This window comes from Fodinicola acaciae, from assembly GCF_010993745.1.
GTDB classification, from domain to species: Bacteria; Actinomycetota; Actinomycetes; order Mycobacteriales; family HKI-0501; genus Fodinicola; species Fodinicola acaciae.
Window position 1 is genome coordinate 2462000 of record NZ_WOTN01000001.1, and the last position, 17867, is coordinate 2479866.

The following is a 17867-nucleotide window of genomic DNA, read 5'->3' on the forward strand; positions in this document are numbered from 1 at the left end:
ATGGGGTCGATGCTGTCGGCGGCGGCCATCGCGAGCACCTGTACGACCGTCGACGCTGTCACCGGCCCCATCAGCTCACGCCGCGACCGGCATCCGCCACGGGCCTCGCAACGTCAGGCTGCGCCGCAGCCCCACCGGTCCGGACAACCGCAGGCGAGGCATCCGTTCGGCGAGGACGCGCAGCGCGATCTCACCTTCCATCCGGGCGAGTGGTGCCCCAAGGCAGTAGTGAATTCCGCTGGAGAACGTCAGGTGCTCGACGCCGCGCTCACGGGTGATGTCGAACCGGTCCGCGGCCGGGAAGACCTCCGGGTCGCGGTTGGCGGCGGCGATGAGCACCAGCACCATCGAGTCGGCCGGAAGGCGCCGGCCGGCCAAGTCGACCTCGGCGTGGCTGACGCGCTCGGTGAGCTGTACGGGTGGCTCGTAGCGCAGCGTCTCCTCGACCACTCCGACGGCCAGATCGGGGTCCTCGCGCAGAAGGGACCACTGTCGCGGATGTGCCAGCAGCAGGCGGGTGGCGTTGCCGATCAGGTTGACGGTGGTTTCGAAGCCGGCGATGAGCAACAGCTGGCAGGTCGCGACCAGCTCCCGAACGGTGAGCCGGCCGTCGGCCTCGGCGGCGATGAGCATGCTGACGACGTCCTCGCCGGGCTGGCGACGCCGGCGCTCGATCAGCTCGGCGAACATCGCCGTCAGCTCAGCACTGGCCGCGCGCAGTTCGTGCGCGAAGGCGACCGAGCGGATGCCGTCCAAGGACTGGCCGATGACCTTTCCCCACCGTGCCAACCGGTCGGCATCGGCATCGCGGATTCCCAGCAGGTCACAGATGATGGCGATCGGCAGTGGAGCGGCGAAATCCGCGACCAGGTCGAAGCCGCCGTCGGTCGAGGCTCTGCGCTGCGCCTCATCGAGCAGGCGATGCGCGAGTGCGTACACCCTGGCTCGATAGCCCTGCATCAGCTTCGGCCGGAACGCCGGTGCGGCAAGCCGCCGCAGGCGGGTGTGGTCGGGTGGATCGAGCCCGAGGAACGCGTCCGCCAGCGGACGGTAGGTGTCGTCGATCGGGCCTTGCGACGTCGACACGCGCTGGACACCGAATCCCGGATCGCGGAGCACCTTGGCACACAGCGCGTGGGAGGTGACGGCCGAGTAGCCCGTGCGGCTGCGATACACCGGCCCCTTGGCGCGGATGCTCTCGTAGAGCGGATACGGATCGGCGATGTAGCGCTCAATGTCGAGCCGGCAGACATCGTCACCGAGGCCGGCCAGGGCGTAGGTGGCCAGCCGCCGCGCGGTCAACCGTACGGCCAATCGGAGGTCATCGACCGAGGTCATCGGCGTCCTCCGTACGATCGCCGGCGACGCCGCGCAGCAGGCTGGACAGCACCAGGTCCGGCGCCAGGCGTGGCGCCAGGTAGCCCAGGTCGATGGCCTCCCACGCACCGTAGATCGCGTTGAAGGTCGTGGTGGTGATCCACCAGCTCGGCAGGTCCTGGCGCAGGACACCGGCCGCCTGACCGCGCTCGACCAGCCTGAGGACCGGCCGGTCGACGGCCAGATAGCGGGCCTGCAGCTCCTTCTCGGCGTCCAGAGTGCGCTCACGCAGCAGGAACTCCAGCCGGGGGCCGAGCGGAATGAGGATCGTCACCAGTCGCCGCAGCGCCGCGGCCGCCTCTCGCCCATCGACGTCGAGCCCGGCATCCACGAACGCCTTCTCCACCGTGTCCAGCGCATCGTGAGCAAGCGCGACCAGCAGCGCCCGCCGCGTCGGATATCGCTTGTGCAGGCTGGTGCGGCTCATCCCGGCAGCCTGCGCCACGTCTGCCAGTGACGCGGACGGGTCGGCCAGCAGCTGCTCGGTCGCGATCTCCAGCAACGAGGCAGGCGACGACCGTCGAACACTCATGGTTCAGTGTTTACATCGACGTTCAGTTCTGGTCAACACCGCCAACCCGCGCAGCGGCGACCGAGGTGGCGCGAGAACTCCTCGTCGAACACCTCGGCGGCCGCGCGTGCCACTGGATCGGCCGACGACCGTACGGCGTACAGGTCGGCCATGCCGCCGACACCGGCCTCGATGCGCGCCAGCGCCGGCGACCGGCTGTGTGCCAGAGCCGCGGCGACCATGCAGGCCGAGTCGTCGTACGCGACGAACGCGCCGTCACCGAGCGCGGAGCCGGCCAGCCGCAGCTCGTCATAGTCCAGCGGCACGTCGAGGTCGACCAGCGGTCCGGCCGGCACGGCCGGATACAACGCCTTGACGCGACCGCCGTTCGCGGCACCGCCGGCCCGGTCGATCAGCGAGGAGGCCGGCCGGCCAAGCGGCAGCTCGTAGAGACCGGGCCGGCGTAGGTTGCCGCGTACGGCGAAGACCGCCACACCCGGCGACGACGGCGTACCCGCCGACCGGAACCAGTCGGCCCCTTTGCGCGCGATTCGCGGCAGGTGCGCGAAAGTCTCGGCGGTATGGACGACGCCGGTGGCACCGGCGACGACACGTGCGTCCAGACCGTGCAACTCGCCGGCCATCTCCGACAACACGTCACGCCATCGCTGTTCGCGACTGACAATGCGAACATTGGTCGCATGCACTGCGACCGCCGCGATCAGCATGCCTTCGATGACCTGGTATGGGTTGCAGCGCAACAAAAAGCGGCCCTTGTCCGACCGGTCGTCACAGACGACCGCTGCGCCGGGTGGCGCGCAGGACCATTTCGTCGCGACCGGAAATCCGGAACCACCGCGACCGCGTAAACCCGACGCGGACACCTCGGCGGCCAGCCACCGCGACCCGAGCTCACGCGCGATCGCCAGGCCGATCAGTCCCCCACGCCGGTGGTAGTCGCGAAGGTCGGTCACCGGTCCGGTGAGCGGCAGGACGGCCCGTGGCCTGGTACGCGTGATCATCGCGGGCCTCCCTTCGCCGGGAGATGGCGGCGACGGTGCCCTGCAATCACCTGAATCGGGTCCGTACCAATCGAAACCGGACCCTGAGCGAGTCAGACTAACAGTCCGTCACGCCAAACCGATCCCCCGATCGGGGGATCGTCGAGGGGGAGGCGCATGGCACGGTGGCGACCACGGTCGTACCGACACCGACGCGGGACTCCACGTCGAGCTGGCCGCCGATCAGCTCGGCGCGCTCGGCCATGCTTCCCATGCCATAGCCGCCGGCCACCTCGGCGAAGCCGCGGCCGTCGTCGGCGACCCGCAGCTCGATCTCCGCCTCGCGGTGCCGCAACGTGAGCTCGGCGTGCCCGGCGCCGGCGTGCTTGACGACGTTTTGCAGCGCCTCCTGCGCGATCCGGTAGAGCGCGATCTGCACGTGCTCGGGCAGCTGGCATTGCTCGACCTCGACGCGTACGTCCACACCCGGCACCGACCGCGCGAGGCTGGTCAGGCCGTCGGCCAGGCCGAGGTCGTCGAGCACCGGCGGCCGCAGATGTTTGACCGCCGCGCGTGCCTCGGCCAGCGTGAGATCGGCGTGCTCGTGTGCGCGTACGAGCTGGGTCGCGGCGAAGTCGCGGTCCGCGTTGTCGCCGCCGAGCGACTCCATCGCCGCGTCGAGGTGGAAGCGCAGGCTGCACAGCCGCTGCGTGATGCCATCGTGGATGTCGCCGGCGAGCCGCCGCCGCTCGGCCTCCTGCGCCGCGATCACCTGCTCGGTGAAGCGCTCGTGCGCGCGTTCTCTGGCGGCCAGCCGGCGGTGCATCCGGGCCTGGTGGATGGCGCCGGCGATCAGGCTGCCGATCGAGGTCAGCAGCCGCGAGTCCCGTACGGTGAACTCGCGGCGCTCACGCGTGTGCACGTTGAGGACGCCGACCAGGCCGCCGGGCGAGCTGGCCATCGGCACCGACGCCATCGACGTGTAGTCCTCGCCGCGCAGCTGCGGAAAATACCGGTAGCGCGGATCGTTTTCCTTGCCTTCCATGATAAAAACCGGCCGCTGGTGATAAGCGGCCCAACCGGCCACCCCCTCCCCCAGCGGCAGGCTCACCGTACCGACCTCGCGGTCGAACGGCGGCGTGGCGCCGGCCAGCGTGAGCGACCGGTCGGTGTCGTCCAGTACGTGCACGAAGCACACGTCGGTGGCGGTCGCGGCGACGATCAGCGCGGCCACCCGTGCGGCCAGCGCGTCGATCGCCGGCCCGGCCGAGATCGCCTCGATGATGCCGACCAGCAGCGCGTTCTCGCGCTCCGGGTCGGCCAATCCCAGACCGTGTGCGGTCATCCACTCAGTGTGCCACCAGGAAGGCTAGATCCAGCCAGCTTCGCGTGCGATGCGGATGGCGTCGAGGCGGTTGCGCGCCCCGAGTTTGCCGATCACCGCGGACAGGTAGTTGCGGACCGTACCGCTGGACAGCCGCATCCGGATCCCCACCTCGACCATCGGCGCACCGCTGGCCACCTCCTTCAGCAGCAGCGCCTCGCGTACGGTCAGCGGACTTTCGCCGCGTTCCAGCGCCGCGCCGACCAGCTCCGGGTCGAGGACGAACTCGCCGCCGTACACACGGCGGACCGTGCTGGCCAGCTGGCTGGCCGGCGCCTCCTTGGTGAGCAGGCCGCGGATCGGCACGGCCAGCGCGTCGCGTACGCGCGCCGGACTGGAGCAGGCGGTCAGCATGATCGTCCGGCAGTCCGGCAGCCGCTCGGCCAGTGCGGTCGCGGCGGCGACCCCGTCCAGGCCCGGCAGCCGCATGTCAAGGACGGCCACGTCCGGCCGGCTGCGCAGCGCCGCCGGCAACACCTCGTCGCCTCGTTCGACATCGGCCACCACGGCGATGCCGTCCTCCTGTGCGAGCAGCGCGACCAGCGCACCGCGAACCATGTTCAGGTCCTCGGCCACCATCACCCTGATCGGCCGAGTCTTGGTCATCGTCAGTACATCCACCATGGAACCCCTGCATTCCGTGTATTACGGCCGGCCGCCGATCGGCGGCCGGCGGCTGGCCACGCTTCGTCGCGGATCCGACCGCGGGTCGTCACGCCTTTCCGGCCCCAACACGGAAAACCGCCCACCGACCCGGGCATATCGGCATGCTGCCGATACGGTCCGGCGCTGGCAAGCTTTTCGGCTGCCTTCGAAGGCCTCAGGTGCGCTTCAACCGTTCCTTACCCGGCGCCGAAATGTGGGATGATCGTTGGTGTGGGAACGTTCGCGGGAACGTCTCGATGAGCCTGCGCATCGAGTTCTCCGCGGCGGATCTGGCCAAGATAACGATTTCGCGCACGCCAGATCCGTTCTGGGAAGTGTTGTTGGCTCTCCACCTGATAAACGCGCGTCCGGTGTCGGCCGCGTTCCAGCAGTGGACCGGTCCGGTCCCGATAACCACCGCGACGAAACGACTGCTGGCACTCGCGCCTCCGCGCGGTTACTCGCCTGATTTCCTCACCCCGGCCGAAGGCGCCGGCGGCGTCGACGCCGGCATCGACGCCATCATGTCCACGCCGCGCAGCCAGTTACGCCGGGAAATAGGAAAACTGCAGGCAGGCCGGTCGGCGACCGGATCATGGCTCGGCGATCTCGCCGACGGCGACAAGGCGGCCCTGGGCGGCATCGCCAAGGCGATCCGGGACTTCCACCGGGCCGTACTCGAACCGCGCTGGCAGATGCTGCAGGCCACGGTCGCCAGCGATCGCGCCAGACGCGCCGAAACCCTGATGAACCGCGGCATCGCCGGCCTGTTCGACGCGCTGCATCCGAGCCTGCGCTGGCGGCCGCCGGTGCTGGAGCTGACCGGCCAGCACGTCGACGGCGAGCTGCGGCTGGCCGGCCGCGGACTGCGGCTGATCCCGTCGTTTTTCTGCTATGGCGCGCCAACCGTACTGGAGGACGACTCGCTGCCGCCGGTGCTGGTCTATCCGGTCAACGAGATCCCCGGGTGGCTCGAGCCGGTCGGCGAGCCGGATGACCGCACGGCCCTGGTCGCGTTGCTCGGACCGACCAGAGCGAAGGTCCTGGTCGCCGCCGCCGACGGCTGTACGACGACCGAGCTTGGCCGGCGCGCCGGGATCTCGCCCGCGTCGGCCAGCTATCACGCGACCGTGCTGCGCGAGGCCGGCCTGGTCACCACGCGACGCAACGGCATGTCGGTGCGGCACGACCTGACCGCACTCGGTCTGGCCGTCCTGGACCGCCGTCTCCCTAACTAACCCGTCGACTGTCGCAAATTGCGACAGTTGCGACCGGTGGCTGCTCGGATACCGTGATCGGCGCAGGAGGCGCTCTCGTACGCAGCACTGGAGGCAGCACAGATGATCTTCATTACCGCGAAGTTCAGGGTCCGCCCGGAAGACGCGGACCGCTGGCCGGAGATCTCCGCCGAGTTCACCGCGGCGACCCGCGGCGAGCCCGGCTGCCTGTGGTTCGACTGGTCTCGCAGCCTCGACGACCCCACCGAGTACGTGCTGGTGGAGGCGTTCAAGGACGGCGACGCCGGCGTCGCGCACGTGACCTCCGACCATTTCAAGAAGGCACAGCAGACGCTGCCGCCGCACCTGGTCGCCACTCCGAAGATCGTGAACACGACGCTGGAGCAGAACGACTGGTCCGAGCTCGGCGAAATGGCCGTCAAGGACTGAGGTCGGCGAGGCGGCGGCGCAGGTGCGCGGCCTGGGGTTCGTTGAGGTCCAGCCGCAACGCCTCCTCGTACGCCGCACGTGCCTCCACATCGCGACCAAGGCGGCACAACAGCTCGGCTCGCGTCGCGTGCCACCAGGGATAGGCCTGCAGATCACCGATGCTGTCCACAATGGACAGTCCGGCCGCCGGGCCGTCCCGCTCGCTGACCGCCGCCGCACGGTTGAGCCGTACGACCGGAGTGTCGTGCACGGACAACAGCACGTCATACCAGGACACGATGGTGTCCCAGTTGGTCGGCGCGAGCGCGTGGCAGGCGGCGATCGCGGCCTGGACGACATAGCTGTTCGGCCGGTCGGGCGTACGCCGCAGCGCCGCGCCGACCAGCTCGACGCCTTCCTTGATCGCGCGAGCGTCCCACCGCGACCGGTCCTGGTCGGCGAGCAGAACGACCTCGCCGGACGGTCCGACGCGCGCGTCGCGGCGAGCGTTCTGCAGCAACAAAAGCGCCAGCAGGCCGAGGACCGTCGGCTCGTCCGGCATCAGCTCGGCCAGTAACCGCGCGAGCCGGATCGCCTCGACCGTCAACTCCACGCGCACCAGGTCAGCGCCCCCGCCGGCCGAATAGCCTTCGTTGAAGATCAGGTAGACGGTCGCGGCGACACCGGCGAGCCGGTCGGGCAGCTCGTCGGCGTCCGGCACGCGGTACGGGATGGCCGCGCGCTGGATCTTCTGCTTGGCGCGGGTGAGCCGTTTGGCCATCGTCGCCTCCGGCACCAGCAGGCCACGCGCGACCTCGGCGGTCGCCAGGCCGCCGAGCGTACGCAGCGCCAGCGCCACCTGCGCGTCCAGCGACAACGCCGGATGGCAGCAGGTGAACACCAGCCGGAGGAGATCCGGACGCTCGTCCTCCGGCTCGCTCGTCCAGTCCATCGCCGCCGCCTCCTTGCCGGCGCGCCGCGCCTCACGCCGGATGACGTCGATGGCGCGCCGCTTCGCGGTCACCAGCAGCCAGCCGCGCGGGTTGTCCGGCACGCCGTCGCGCGGCCAGGTCTCCAGAGCGCGGACGACCGCGTCCTGGGTCGCGTCCTCGGCGAGGTCGACGTTGCCGGTGACGCGGATCAGCGTCGCCAGTACGCGCACGCCCTCGTCGCGGACCAGCCGCGCGACGGCCTCCACGGTCAGACGCGAGGGATGACCGGACGCACCTCGACGGCGCCGTCCCAGGCCGCCGGCAGGCCGGCCGAGACCTTCACCGCCTCGTCCAGGTCAGCGCATTCCAGCAGGTAGAAGCCGGTGAGCGCTTCCTTGGTCTCGGCGTACGGCCCGTCGCTGGCGACCACGTCGCCGCCCTTGCCGCCGGCCACTCGTACGGTGGTGGCGGTGGCGGTCGGATAGAGCGCGTGGCCGCCACGGATGACCGCAGCCGCCGCGGCGCCGAACTCCTGGTATTCCTTCAGCTCCTCGGCCTGTTCCGGCGCCGACCAGTCGACGTCCTTGGTGTAGGTGAGAGCCACGTACAACGGCATCCGTTCCTCCATAGTCCGCGCCGGCGCCGATCGCCGGCATTCAGAGTAAGGACGAACGGCCGTCGCCGCCGATGGACACTTTCGCCGACATGAATCTCCTCGGCACCCCACGGGATGCACGCATGGTGGCCATGCGACCATCCCCGGCCGGTGGGCTCACTGCTGGCGGCCATACGCGCGTACGGCCAGCGGACAGAACACCACGAACAGCGCGGCACACCAGATCAACGTCGTGACGACCGCGCCACCGGCCGCCGTGCCGTTCAGCAAGCCGCGGCACGCGTCCATCGCGTAGGTGATCGGATTGACGCCGGTCCACGCGTGCAGCCATCCCGGCAGCGTGCCGACCGGCGCGGCCAGACTCGTGCCGAGCTGCAGCGGCAGAAAGCTGACGAAGCTGATCGCCAGCACGGCGTTGGCGTCTTTCACCAGTACGCCAACGAAGACCGTGACCCAACTCAGGCAGAAGCCGAACAGCACGGCCAGCCCACACGCCTCCAGCACCGCGAGGAAGCCGCCTTGCGCGCGGAAACCGAGCAGCGCGCCGAGGCCGAACAGGATCGCGACGCCGACCAGATAGCGGACCAGATCGGCGAGCACGGAGCCGAGCAGCGGCGCGAGCCGGCTGATCGGCAGGCTGCGAAACCGGTCCGTCACCCCGCTTTTCAGGTCGAGGTTGATCGCCGTACCGGTGGAGACCAGTCCGGCCAGGCCGGCGCTCATGACCAGGATCCCGGGGAACAGATAGCGCAGGTACGCGCCGGTCGAGCCGGCCACCGAGCCGCCGAACAGATACAGGAACAGCACCAGGAACAGCGCCGGGGTCACGACGCCGTTCATGATCACGCCGGGGCTGCGGGTCGTCTTGGCCAGGCTGCGCCGCGCCAGGACGAGGCTGTGCCGCAGCCAGCCGAGCGGCCGGTGGTCGTAGGCGATGGTGGTCATGCGGCCTCCTCCGAGGTCGGTGATCCGGTGAGTGCGCGGAAGACCTCGTCGAGGCTCGGCAGCCGCAGCGACAGCTCGCTGACACCGATCCGCCGCTCATGGAGTCGCGCGGCGATCGCGAAAAACGCCTCCTCGCCGGCTGGCACGACCAGCTGGCCGGCGGGCTCCGGATGCCGGCCGGTGACCTCGGTGAGGATCGTCGCGACCTCGTCCAGGTCCGCCGGATCGTCCGGCCGTACGGCCACCGTGTGGCCACCGACCTGCCGCTTCAGCTGCGCCGGCGTACCGGTGGCGATGACCCGGCCGTGGTCGATGACGGCGATCGCGTCGGCGAGCGCGTCGGCCTCCTCCAGATACTGCGTGGTGAGCAGGACGGTCACGCCGTCGGCGGCCAGGCCTCGGATCGTCTGCCACAGCTCGTCGCGCTTGCCGGGGTCCAGACCCACCGACGGCTCGTCCAGGAAGACCACCTCCGGCCGGCCGACCATGCTGGCGGCCAGGTCGAGCCGCCGGCGCATGCCGCCGGAATAGCCGGCGACCGGCCGTTTCGCCGCGTCTTCCAGGCCAAAGCGACCCAGCAGCTCGTACGCCCGCAGCCTGGCCCGACCGCGCGGCAGGTCCAGCAACTGGCCGATCATCACCAGGTTGGCCAGGCCGGTCAGCTCCTCGTCGACGCTGGTGTGCTGGCCGGACAGCGCGATCCGCCGCCGCACCTGCGCCGGCTGGCGTACGACGTCGAAACCGGCGACGCGCGCCTGGCCGCCGTCCGGACGCACCAGTGTGGCCAGGATCCGGATCACTGTCGTCTTCCCCGCGCCGTTGGGTCCGAGCAGTCCGAGCACTCGGCCGCGGCCGGCGGCCAGGCTGACCCCGGCCAGTGCCTCGGTCCGGCCGAACCGTTTCGTCAGGTTCTCCGCCTCGAACACGACACTCCCTTCAGATGTTCTGATCATCTGGATGGTGAGAGTATCCTATGGCTCGTGAGGCTGACACGGGCACAACAGCAGGAGCGCACTCGCGGCGCCGTACTGACCGCCGCGCGCGTGGAGTTCGCCAGGCACGGATACGCGGACGCCAAGATCGACCGGATCGCCGAGCAGGCCGAGCTGACCCGCGGCGCGGTTTACTCGAATTTCCCCAGCAAACGCGCGCTGTATCTGGAGGTGCTGACCGACCTGGTCGGCGGTCCCGGCGAGGTCGCGAGGTCGACGCCGCCGCCGACCGAGGCGATCGGCAACTTCGCGCGCGTCTGGCTCGAGCGCCTGCCGCTGGCCGGTGACTCGCGCGCCGACGGCCACCTGCAGCTGCGGTCGCTGAACGGCGTGCTCGACGACGAGCGCGCGCGGACGGCCCTCGCCCAGGTCACCGAGCTGGAAGCGTTGATGTTGGCGCTGGCGCTCGAATCGCGGGTGCCGCGACGGTGCGTACGGCTGGCCGGGCTGGTGCTGACGATGCTCAACGGCTCGGCCCGGCTGGCCGACGCGGCTCCCGGCTTCGGCGATCCGTTCGACGTGACGCGCGCCTGCGAGCACCTGGCCGCGCTCGACCTCGCCGACAGCTGGCAGCCGGCGCATTTGCCGTACGTGGAAGCGGCACAGCCGTGCGACGAGGCCTTCGAACCGCCGGCAGCGGTCTTCGACGAGATCAGCGGCCGCGCGGTCGGGCTTGGCGCGGACGGCGTGATCGCGGTGTTGGGCAGCGAGCGGCTGTCGGCCACTGAAGAAGTCGTACGCGCCGCTGGCCCTGGCGACGAGGTGACCGTGGTGGCGGTGACCGGTGATCCGGCCGAGACCGGCCGGCTGGTCCGGCTCCGGGTCCGCGACCTCACCGGCTGCCTGCGACGCGTGTTCGCGCCGGACGCCTGGCCGCGTTTTCGCCTCATACTGGGCGAAGACGTCGGTGTCGGAGCTGACGCGACGGACGCGACGGAGACCGCCGTACGCCTCCACCGGGGCCGGATCGTGGCGCGCGCCCACGGCCGCGGCGCCGGTCACGCGGCAGCGAAGGTGTCGTCATGACGATCCTGCACACACTGCGATGCGTCGGTTTTGTTGCACCAGAACGGCTCGTGGAGGTGACCGGCCTGGCCGAGGCCGACATCGAGGCGGAGCTGATCGACCTCGCCGCCGCCGGCCTGGTCAGCCGCGAGTTCGGCAGCTGGGGTCTCACCGAGGCCGGCCGCGACACCGACGCACGAAATGTCGCGGCAGAGCTGGAAAAAGCCGGGACTCGAGCTGACCTCGCCGCCGCGTACGACAGATTCCTGCCGCTCAACAAGGAAATGCTCGACGTGTGTACGGCGTGGCAGCTCCTGCCGTCCGACGGCGCCATGAAACTCAACGACCACACCGATCCGGCATATGACGCTCTGGTCCTGGACCGCCTCGCCGACTTCCACCACCGCGCGGATGTCGTCCTGGCCGAGTTTTCCGCCGCGCTGCGACGATTCGAGCGTTATCGCGTCCGGCTGGCGGCGGCCCTCGAGCAGCTGGATCGCGGTTTCACCCGCTATTTCACCGACGATTTCGCGTCCTATCACATCGTCTGGTTCCAACTGCACGAGGACGTGCTCGCCACCCTCGGGATTCCGCGCTGAGGCTCACAGTCCGTTGGAGCGGGCGATCAGGTCGCGCGCAGTGCCTTCGGCCTGGTCATAGCGGTCCGGAAACTCTGAGCGCTGCACGCTCTGCGCCACCTGGCCGGCGGTCCAGCCGGGGTTGTTGGCGGCGTTGGGGATCGCGTAGTCCAGGAACTTGTTGGTGGCATAGACCGGATCCATGACCTGGTCCGGCGTCCCCCAGCCCTGGCTCGGCCGCTGCTGGAAGACGCCGAGCGAGTCCTGGTCGCCGCACGGCAGGTTGTTGGCGTGCGACTCGACCCACGCCGTCTCGAACTCGGCCAGCCGGACGCGGTCGTCGACGCCGCGCTGGTTGCCGATGTCGCGCAGCGTACGCAGAATGTTGTCGTCGGCGGTGGACGGGATCGACGGGCAGTCCTTCGGCGCGACCGGCACGGCGTACGCGACGCCGGTCGTGCCGGCCAGCATCGCCGCGGCGAGCACACCCACCAGCAGAGCTTTTCTCATTGCCACACCCCTTTCAACCGTTCAGCACTTCGTACATGGCTTGAATCATGGTTGAAAAGGGGGTCGGTCCCCTAATTAATCGGTTGCCGCACTAGGTAGCTCCTTCGACGGCAGGTGCGCGACGATCAGGCCGACGGCCGCGATGATGAAGTTCTGCAGCGCCGGCTGCAGGCCGTTCCAGCTCTTGGACTGCCACATCTGGAACCACTCGCCACCGATGACGATGAAGCCGCCGGCGAAGAGCAGGATCGACATTGTCCAGCCGAGGGTGGAAAACCGCCGCGCCAGGTCGCCGTGCGCCGGCTGCCGGAACGACCGGATCCACCACACGCAGGCGAGCGTCAGCACCACGGCGGCGGCCGCTTCCCAGGCGATGATCAGCGCGTACGCGACGACCGCCAGCACCGGCGCGGTGATCCGCCGCCAGGTCACGTCCGGGTCGCCGAAGGTGGTGTCCATCGCCAGCACGTGCCTGACAAACTGCCAGTTGGTGCCGAAGTCGGTGAGGTTTCCGACCACGACGAGGGTGAAGTAGACCGCGGTGATGCCGGTCAGCACCGCCAGTGCCGTACGCAACGTGCCCAGTTTCCCCAGTGTCGTCATGCCGCCGATTATCCGGCCGGCGCACCGCCGAAGCCGAGCCGGTTTCCGTCCGGATCCACGAAGATCGCCTTGCGTACGCCGTTGTCGTACGTTTCCGTCTCGGCCGGCCGGTGACCCCGCTCGGCCATCGCCGCCAACCGCGCGTCGAAGTCGTCCACGAAGACGGTGTTGTTGGCATGGCCGGCATGCTCCGGCAACACCTCGACGTAGACGTATCGATGCTCGGCGAGCTCCCACACCGCTTCGACATCGTTGGGAATGAAGGCCGGTGGCGCGCCGAGCAGGCCCTCGTACCACGACACCGCGGCGCGGTAGTCGCTCACCGGAATCCCCGCAAACAAATCAACTGCCATCCAGACACCTTAGTCATGGATGAGCCCAAGGTCGGCGAACATCCGCCGGCTCCACGACAGCGCCGTGTCCAGGTCGTCCCACTGGTCGTCTTCCTCGCTGAGAAACGGAAAGACGTACGGGTCGGTGATCTCCGGCGGCAGGTCGTCCGGCTTGCAGTCGTACGGTGGCCGGCCATAGTTGGCCTTCTTCATCGCGCTCGCCACCTCGACCGGCCGCCCGTCCCACACGCCGAACCAGAGCCGCCGCAGCATCGCCGGATGCGCGACCGCGAAGATCAACCGTCCCACGTCGAACGGCTCTCCTGCCTCGATCACCCGCGCCGCCGCGGAAAAACGCTCCTCTTTCAGCCAACCGGTGTAGGCGACCCAGATCTCCACGCTGTGGCCGGCGTCGATGATCGCCGCGCACAACGTGGCCAGCGCCAGACCGCGGTTGGTGATCACGTCGTGCCCGATCCGGTGCGAGTACGTGGCCGGGATCAGGAAGGTGACCACCTTGCCGCGCCGGGAGGTCGCGCGCGGCACGGCGTCGACCATGCACTCCGGGATGCCGGACAGGTACGCGCCGATGTCGACCTCGGAGCCGGTGACATCCCACGACGGTTCGAGGATCGTCGCGGCGTGCGACAGCCCGGAGTGCTCGCGCAGCTCGCCGATGCTCACGTCGGCCTCCTCCAACGCGAGCGGCCAGCCGTCGACCGCGAGGTCGATCGCCTCGGCCCAGGACGCGCCGTGCCAGTCCGACTCGCAGGTGCAGCGGCTGTCGCACTTGTCCGCCATCGCGGTCGGCGGCGCGGTGGCCGCGTCCAGAAACGCCTGCCAGGACAGCATCGGCGGCAGGACCAGCTCAAGCATCGAGCCCCAGAGCCTTGCGCTGGCTCTCCGACAGTCCCCTGCTGACCCGCCAGTCGATGACCTGCTGCACGGTGGCGCCGGCCTGCAGCAGCTTCGCGCCGTCGATGCTCGCGCGCGGCGACAGGATCACCGGCAGCTTCTTCTCCTCGGCCGTACGCCGCAGGTCGCGGATGCGCGCGACCAGGTCCTTCGCGGTCTCCTGGTACGACGGCGCGTGCCGCAGCGCGATCCGCTCCTCCAGGCCCTCGTCGATCGGCACGTCGATCACCACGAACCGGTCGAGCGTGGCCGCGTCGAGAGTCTGCCGGCCGACGTACTGCCGGCTGGCGCCGGTGCCGTAGGTGTTGCCGGTCGCCACCAGCCGGAAGTCCTCGTGCGCCTCGACCATCCGGTCGGCGAACGCGCAGGTGCCCAGCGCCAGCGCCTGGTTGAGCTCGGCGAGCAGGCCGGGATGGCCGTTGTCCAGCTCGTCCAGCAGCATCACGCCGCCGTGCTCGAACGCCTGGCGAAACGGCGTGTCGTGGTACGCGCCGTGTGCGTCGAAATAGCCGAAAACCTTGCTCATCGGCGTGGTCGGTCCGAGCGACAGCGCCTGAAAAGGCACCTTCAGCGCCTCGGCCGCGTGCTTGGCGAGCATCGACTTGCCGGTGCCGGCCGGACCGACCAGCAGCACGTGGCAGCGCGCGTTGAGCGCGATCAGCAGCTCCGGCAGCACCTGGTGCGTGTCCGAGCCGAGCCGCACCTTGCGCTGGCGCGGCAGATGCACCTCGACGATGTTCGGCGTGAACTCGGCGAGCTTGCGGTCGACCGCCTCGTCCACGCTGGCGCCGATCGCCGCGGTCGCCTTGTCGCGCTCCGACTGGAGCGCTCTGCGGGCCTCCTTCGCGATGTCGGCGGCGGACGACTTGACCAGCCCCGGCCTGGCGTCGTCGACGAGCGCGGCGACCTTCCTCCTCACGTGGTCGGTCATCACGGTGTAGAGGCCGCCGACATCCGGCGTCGCCTGCTCGACGGCCTCTTTTGCCTGGTCCGGCAACAATTCCGCGGCCGTCTTGGCGACCAGCTCGGCGAGCGTGTCGCGGATGTCCCCGGCGCGTACGGCCTCACGCGCCGCCTGCTCGGTCGCCTGCCGGATCCGCTTGGTGAGTGCCTCGGTGGCTTCGCGGACGAGCTCCGCGCGTACGGTCGCGGCTTCCTTGGTCGCCGCGGCGGTGGCGCGCGTGACCACCTCTGCGGCGAGCCGGTCGCACTCGGCCTCCAGCGTCTTGGCGACCGTGGCGCTGACCTGGTCGGTCGCCTGGCGGATCACCGTCGTGGTCGCGTCCCGAGCCGCCTCGGTGACCTTGTCGTCAACCGAGGCGACCAGCTCGGCGCGTACGTCCGGCGCCGCCTCCCGCACGGCCCGGTCGGCCAGCTCCGGTAGCAGCCGGTCGGCGGTGTGCGACAGCACACCCGGCAGGTCGGCGTCGATCGACGCGCGTATCGCGGCGATCGCGGCCGAATGCGTCGCGGCCGGGTCCGGAGTCGCGGCCTGGACGGCGGTGGCCGCCATCGCCGGCAGCAGCAGCTGCGCGTATCCGCGGATCATGTCCGGCAACCTGACCTGCATCTCGCCGGCCATCTCCAGCAGCACGTTGCTGTGCGTCAACGCGTGCCGGGTCACCTCCGACGCGATCTGCGCGACCTCCGCGCGCTGGCTTTCCCGCATGGATGGCATCTAAACCGGTTCCGCTCGGGACGGGTCCCGGACGGCAGCTAGCTGACAAAATCAGCGGACGCGGGTGGTTCGCCTGTCGGTGAAGCGAAACTCCACGGTCGCCGGCAGGTCGTCCACGTCGAGTGCCTGGCGCAGCCGCGGCAGACCCTCTCCGGTCAGCCGGTCGCGCAGGCCGGCCGGATCGCCGTCCTCCTCGACCTCCACGACGAGGGCGACCGCCGGCCGCTCGCGCGTGCCGGTCAGGTTGGCCCTCGCGGTGTGTACGCCGGGATAGCCGCTGACCTCCTCGACGAACGGCGCGATCGCGACACTGGTCCGCAGCTCGGTCTGACCGCGGGCCGGCTCGCGCTCCAGCCGCCAGACCCGCGCCGCCGGACGGATCGCGAGCTGCGCGAACAGCCAACGCAGCAAAAGCAGACCGACGACGATCGCCACCGCGGCGACGACGTACCAGACCCACACCGGCGGCAACGCGGTGCCTGGCACCAGCGGTGAGTCGGGATCGATCGTCGCGATGGCACGGAAACGTACGGCCAACACCAGAGCCCCGGCGCCGAGCGCGATCACCCCGATCAACGCGAGAAGACCGCGGTTGAGGCCGGCTGGCCGGTTCATCGCGTCCTCCTGACCCGCACGCGTACGGTCGGCCGCATGGCCGGTCCGATGCGGTCGAGCCGTTCGCCGACCGCGGCACGTACGGCGTCGGCCAGGCCGGCGGTTTCCGTACGCCGCGTGGAAACCTTGACCAGCAGCCGCTTTCCGCGCAGCCGTACGCTCGCGCCGGCGACACCGTCCACTGTGGACGCGGCGGTCCGCAACATGCCGCGATAGCTGTGCCGCGCGGCGCCGGACGGCACCGGCCCGTCCAGCGGGATCACGCGCAGCTTGCCCGGCAGGATGGCCAAAACCAGCAGCACCAGGCCGAGCACGGCGATCACGGCGGCGATGACGGCCGGCGCCAGGTCGCTCCACCGCGTGGCATGCAACGTGCCGGCCACAGCCGGAAAATCGACCACCGGCGTACGACCGAGGATCATCTGGATGGCGAAGACGGCGACCGCGGCACACGCAGCCAGCAGCACGACCGCGGTGACGGTCGCCGGGAGCCGCCTCCTCGTCCGGCGTTTCATCGCACTCTCCTCCGTACGCTTTCCGCGGCACGCAAGGCGGTCACCGCGATGTCGACCCGCGACACGGTCAGGCCGGTGTACTGCTCGACGCGCCGCGTCAGGTGGTCGCGCGCAGCCTCGGTCGCCGCGGTCACCGGCTGCGGATAGCCGATCGCCAGCCGTACGTCCAAAATCGCGCTGCCAGCCGTCACATGTGCGCCGACTTTCGCGCCATGCCTGGACAACTCCGTCAGCGCGTGCGCCGCGATCCGCTCGACAGCACGCTCGGAGATGGTGACTATGCCATTGTCGGCCATCGGCTCAGCTCCGGCCGACGAACCGGGAGATGTCCAGTCGGCCGTCCAGGACGCGGCCGACCAGCAGGCCGGCGGCGCCGAGCACCAGCGCGGCCAGAAAGGCACCGAAACCGCCGACCGCGGCGATCAGCGCGAGCGCCAGGCCGGTGATCAGGCCGAGTTGGGTCGAGTTCATCAGTGTTCTCCTCGAAAAAGGGCCGTCCGGGTGAGGCGACCCCCTCCGCCGCCTCACCCGGCCGGCGGTCACTGGACGCGGCCGGTCGCGGCGGCGTCGTCGTCGCTGTCCTCACCCGGGATGTGCACGTCGGAGACGGCGATGTTGACCTCGACGACCTCCAGGCCGGTCATCCGCTCGACGGCGGCGATGACGTTGCGGCGTACGGCATGCGCCAGGTCGGCGATCGCCACGCCGTACTCGACCAGGATCTGCAGGTCGACCGCGGCCTGTTTTTCGCCGACCTCCACCGAAACACCCTGACCGGCGCTCGCGGTGGCGCCCGGAATCCGCTCGCGGAGGGCCGAGAACGCACGCGCCACGCCGCCACCGAGGTCGTGTACGCCGGCGATCTCGCGAGCCGCGAGGCCGGCGATCTTCTGCACGACGGTGTCGGCGATGGTCGTGGAGCCCTGGCTGGTGACCAGCGTGCCGGCGGCGCCGCTCTGCTTGCTGACGTCGGTTGTCGTGTTGGCCATGGGAAAAACCCCTCTCCGTCCGATGCGAACGCCGTTTTTCGCGTCGCTCATACGGAAAGACACAGCGCGGCGGACATC

23 protein-coding genes are annotated in these 17867 nt (G+C 70.0%); 4 read left to right on the forward strand and 19 right to left on the reverse strand.

Annotated features, from left to right (window positions below; genetic code table 11):
- Positions 1-75: 75 nt before the first annotated feature.
- The 5 genes from GNX95_RS11415 to GNX95_RS11435 all read right to left on the reverse strand — a co-directional run bounded on the left by GNX95_RS11415 (position 76) and on the right by GNX95_RS11435 (position 4879).
- Entirely contained in the window at positions 76-1338 is a 1263-nt protein-coding gene (locus GNX95_RS11415; protein ID WP_163507060.1) for a cytochrome P450, read from the reverse strand.
- Entirely contained in the window at positions 1322-1909 is a 588-nt protein-coding gene (locus GNX95_RS11420; protein ID WP_163507061.1) for a TetR/AcrR family transcriptional regulator, read from the reverse strand. The genes GNX95_RS11415 and GNX95_RS11420 overlap by 17 nt, the downstream gene beginning before the upstream one ends.
- Before the next feature lie 32 nt (positions 1910-1941).
- Entirely contained in the window at positions 1942-2910 is a 969-nt protein-coding gene (locus GNX95_RS11425) for a hypothetical protein (RefSeq protein WP_163507062.1), read from the reverse strand.
- Between the two features lie 97 nt (positions 2911-3007).
- Complete coding sequence (locus GNX95_RS11430; RefSeq protein WP_163507063.1) at positions 3008-4234, reverse strand: GAF domain-containing sensor histidine kinase; 1227 nt, start codon at positions 4232-4234, stop codon at positions 3008-3010.
- A gap of 24 nt (positions 4235-4258) precedes the next feature.
- Complete coding sequence (locus GNX95_RS11435; RefSeq protein ID WP_163507064.1) at positions 4259-4879, reverse strand: response regulator transcription factor; 621 nt, start codon at positions 4877-4879, stop codon at positions 4259-4261.
- A 296-nt stretch (positions 4880-5175) separates the two neighbouring features.
- Between GNX95_RS11435 and GNX95_RS11440 the strand changes: the two genes are divergently transcribed.
- Positions 5176-6156, forward strand: coding sequence for an ArsR/SmtB family transcription factor (locus GNX95_RS11440; protein ID WP_163507065.1), 981 nt, complete (start codon positions 5176-5178; stop codon positions 6154-6156).
- A gap of 102 nt (positions 6157-6258) precedes the next feature.
- Positions 6259-6585 carry a putative quinol monooxygenase gene (locus GNX95_RS11445; RefSeq protein WP_163507066.1) on the forward strand — a complete coding sequence of 109 codons (327 nt, stop codon included), beginning with the start codon at positions 6259-6261 and terminating at the stop codon, positions 6583-6585.
- Here the strand turns inward: GNX95_RS11445 and GNX95_RS11450 are convergent.
- The 4 genes from GNX95_RS11450 to GNX95_RS11465 form a co-directional block, all read right to left on the reverse strand.
- Positions 6575-7768 (reverse strand): RNA polymerase sigma factor, encoded by a 1194-nt coding sequence (locus GNX95_RS11450; RefSeq protein ID WP_163507997.1) that lies wholly within the window; start codon positions 7766-7768, stop codon positions 6575-6577. The genes GNX95_RS11445 and GNX95_RS11450 overlap by 11 nt on opposite strands.
- On the reverse strand, positions 7765-8112 hold the full coding sequence (locus GNX95_RS11455; RefSeq protein ID WP_163507067.1) for a YciI family protein: 348 nt from the start codon (positions 8110-8112) through the stop codon (positions 7765-7767). The genes GNX95_RS11450 and GNX95_RS11455 overlap by 4 nt, the downstream gene beginning before the upstream one ends.
- A 156-nt stretch (positions 8113-8268) precedes the next feature.
- On the reverse strand, positions 8269-9057 hold the full coding sequence (locus GNX95_RS11460; RefSeq protein ID WP_163507068.1) for an ABC transporter permease: 789 nt from the start codon (positions 9055-9057) through the stop codon (positions 8269-8271).
- Complete coding sequence (locus tag GNX95_RS11465) at positions 9054-9983, reverse strand: ATP-binding cassette domain-containing protein (protein WP_246281572.1); 930 nt, start codon at positions 9981-9983, stop codon at positions 9054-9056. Before GNX95_RS11465 ends, GNX95_RS11460 begins: the two co-directional genes overlap by 4 nt.
- A gap of 54 nt (positions 9984-10037) precedes the next feature.
- Here GNX95_RS11465 and GNX95_RS11470 point away from each other — a divergent pair, with 54 nt between their 5' ends.
- On the forward strand, positions 10038-11075 hold the full coding sequence (locus GNX95_RS11470; protein ID WP_222853515.1) for a TetR/AcrR family transcriptional regulator: 1038 nt from the start codon (positions 10038-10040) through the stop codon (positions 11073-11075).
- Positions 11072-11653, forward strand: coding sequence for a transcriptional regulator (locus GNX95_RS11475; RefSeq protein WP_163507070.1), 582 nt, complete (start codon positions 11072-11074; stop codon positions 11651-11653). Before GNX95_RS11470 ends, GNX95_RS11475 begins: the two co-directional genes overlap by 4 nt.
- Positions 11654-11656: 3 nt before the next feature.
- On the opposite strand, the gene GNX95_RS11480 is transcribed toward GNX95_RS11475, so the two are convergent.
- The 10 genes from GNX95_RS11480 to GNX95_RS11525 all read right to left on the reverse strand — a co-directional run bounded on the left by GNX95_RS11480 (position 11657) and on the right by GNX95_RS11525 (position 17840).
- Positions 11657-12142 (reverse strand): hypothetical protein, encoded by a 486-nt coding sequence (locus GNX95_RS11480; RefSeq protein ID WP_163507071.1) that lies wholly within the window; start codon positions 12140-12142, stop codon positions 11657-11659.
- A 75-nt stretch (positions 12143-12217) separates the two neighbouring features.
- A complete protein-coding gene (locus tag GNX95_RS11485) occupies positions 12218-12745 on the reverse strand; it encodes a DUF2165 domain-containing protein (RefSeq protein WP_163507072.1) in 528 nt (175 codons plus the stop codon).
- An 8-nt stretch (positions 12746-12753) separates the two neighbouring features.
- Positions 12754-13098: a VOC family protein gene (locus GNX95_RS11490; protein ID WP_163507073.1), complete on the reverse strand. Its 345-nt coding sequence runs from the start codon at positions 13096-13098 to the stop codon at positions 12754-12756.
- A 9-nt stretch (positions 13099-13107) separates the two neighbouring features.
- A complete protein-coding gene (locus GNX95_RS11495) occupies positions 13108-13953 on the reverse strand; it encodes a DUF7192 family protein (RefSeq protein ID WP_163507074.1) in 846 nt (281 codons plus the stop codon).
- Positions 13946-15661 (reverse strand): AAA family ATPase, encoded by a 1716-nt coding sequence (locus tag GNX95_RS11500; RefSeq protein WP_222853516.1) that lies wholly within the window; start codon positions 15659-15661, stop codon positions 13946-13948. Before GNX95_RS11500 ends, GNX95_RS11495 begins: the two co-directional genes overlap by 8 nt.
- Positions 15662-15721: 60 nt before the next feature.
- Positions 15722-16285, reverse strand: coding sequence for an Asp23/Gls24 family envelope stress response protein (locus tag GNX95_RS11505; RefSeq protein WP_163507075.1), 564 nt, complete (start codon positions 16283-16285; stop codon positions 15722-15724).
- Positions 16282-16800 (reverse strand): DUF6286 domain-containing protein, encoded by a 519-nt coding sequence (locus GNX95_RS11510; RefSeq protein ID WP_163507076.1) that lies wholly within the window; start codon positions 16798-16800, stop codon positions 16282-16284. The genes GNX95_RS11505 and GNX95_RS11510 overlap by 4 nt, the downstream gene beginning before the upstream one ends.
- A complete protein-coding gene (locus GNX95_RS11515; protein ID WP_163507077.1) occupies positions 16797-17096 on the reverse strand; it encodes an Asp23/Gls24 family envelope stress response protein in 300 nt (99 codons plus the stop codon). The genes GNX95_RS11510 and GNX95_RS11515 overlap by 4 nt, the downstream gene beginning before the upstream one ends.
- Positions 17097-17100: 4 nt before the next feature.
- Positions 17101-17271, reverse strand: a complete 171-nt coding sequence (locus tag GNX95_RS11520) for a hypothetical protein (RefSeq protein ID WP_163507078.1) — start codon at positions 17269-17271, stop codon at positions 17101-17103.
- A gap of 68 nt (positions 17272-17339) precedes the next feature.
- On the reverse strand, positions 17340-17840 hold the full coding sequence (locus tag GNX95_RS11525) for an Asp23/Gls24 family envelope stress response protein (RefSeq protein WP_425483877.1): 501 nt from the start codon (positions 17838-17840) through the stop codon (positions 17340-17342).
- Positions 17841-17867 lie beyond the last annotated feature (27 nt).

What these genes read in the sequence shown, in the direction of transcription:
- GNX95_RS11425 (WP_163507062.1), bottom strand. Translation starts at nt 2,910, where the DNA reads ATGATCACGCGTACCAGGCCACGGGCCGTCCTGCCGCTCACCGGACCG.
- GNX95_RS11515 (WP_163507077.1), bottom strand. Translation starts at nt 17,096, where the DNA reads ATGGCCGACAATGGCATAGTCACCATCTCCGAGCGTGCTGTCGAGCGG.
- GNX95_RS11490 (WP_163507073.1), bottom strand. Translation starts at nt 13,098, where the DNA reads ATGGCAGTTGATTTGTTTGCGGGGATTCCGGTGAGCGACTACCGCGCC.
- GNX95_RS11505 (WP_163507075.1), bottom strand. Translation starts at nt 16,285, where the DNA reads ATGAACCGGCCAGCCGGCCTCAACCGCGGTCTTCTCGCGTTGATCGGG.
- GNX95_RS11445 (WP_163507066.1), top strand. Translation starts at nt 6,259, where the DNA reads ATGATCTTCATTACCGCGAAGTTCAGGGTCCGCCCGGAAGACGCGGAC.
- GNX95_RS11455 (WP_163507067.1), bottom strand. Translation starts at nt 8,112, where the DNA reads ATGCCGTTGTACGTGGCTCTCACCTACACCAAGGACGTCGACTGGTCG.
- GNX95_RS11415 (WP_163507060.1), bottom strand. Translation starts at nt 1,338, where the DNA reads ATGACCTCGGTCGATGACCTCCGATTGGCCGTACGGTTGACCGCGCGG.
- GNX95_RS11495 (WP_163507074.1), bottom strand. Translation starts at nt 13,953, where the DNA reads ATGCTTGAGCTGGTCCTGCCGCCGATGCTGTCCTGGCAGGCGTTTCTG.
- GNX95_RS11525 (WP_425483877.1), bottom strand. Translation starts at nt 17,840, where the DNA reads ATGAGCGACGCGAAAAACGGCGTTCGCATCGGACGGAGAGGGGTTTTT.
- GNX95_RS11435 (WP_163507064.1), bottom strand. Translation starts at nt 4,879, where the DNA reads ATGACCAAGACTCGGCCGATCAGGGTGATGGTGGCCGAGGACCTGAAC.
- GNX95_RS11440 (WP_163507065.1), top strand. Translation starts at nt 5,176, where the DNA reads ATGAGCCTGCGCATCGAGTTCTCCGCGGCGGATCTGGCCAAGATAACG.
- GNX95_RS11475 (WP_163507070.1), top strand. Translation starts at nt 11,072, where the DNA reads ATGACGATCCTGCACACACTGCGATGCGTCGGTTTTGTTGCACCAGAA.
- GNX95_RS11420 (WP_163507061.1), bottom strand. Translation starts at nt 1,909, where the DNA reads ATGAGTGTTCGACGGTCGTCGCCTGCCTCGTTGCTGGAGATCGCGACC.
- GNX95_RS11460 (WP_163507068.1), bottom strand. Translation starts at nt 9,057, where the DNA reads ATGACCACCATCGCCTACGACCACCGGCCGCTCGGCTGGCTGCGGCAC.
- GNX95_RS11510 (WP_163507076.1), bottom strand. Translation starts at nt 16,800, where the DNA reads ATGAAACGCCGGACGAGGAGGCGGCTCCCGGCGACCGTCACCGCGGTC.
- GNX95_RS11480 (WP_163507071.1), bottom strand. Translation starts at nt 12,142, where the DNA reads ATGAGAAAAGCTCTGCTGGTGGGTGTGCTCGCCGCGGCGATGCTGGCC.
- GNX95_RS11500 (WP_222853516.1), bottom strand. Translation starts at nt 15,661, where the DNA reads ATGCGGGAAAGCCAGCGCGCGGAGGTCGCGCAGATCGCGTCGGAGGTG.
- GNX95_RS11430 (WP_163507063.1), bottom strand. Translation starts at nt 4,234, where the DNA reads ATGACCGCACACGGTCTGGGATTGGCCGACCCGGAGCGCGAGAACGCG.
- GNX95_RS11485 (WP_163507072.1), bottom strand. Translation starts at nt 12,745, where the DNA reads ATGACGACACTGGGGAAACTGGGCACGTTGCGTACGGCACTGGCGGTG.
- GNX95_RS11520 (WP_163507078.1), bottom strand. Translation starts at nt 17,271, where the DNA reads ATGAACTCGACCCAACTCGGCCTGATCACCGGCCTGGCGCTCGCGCTG.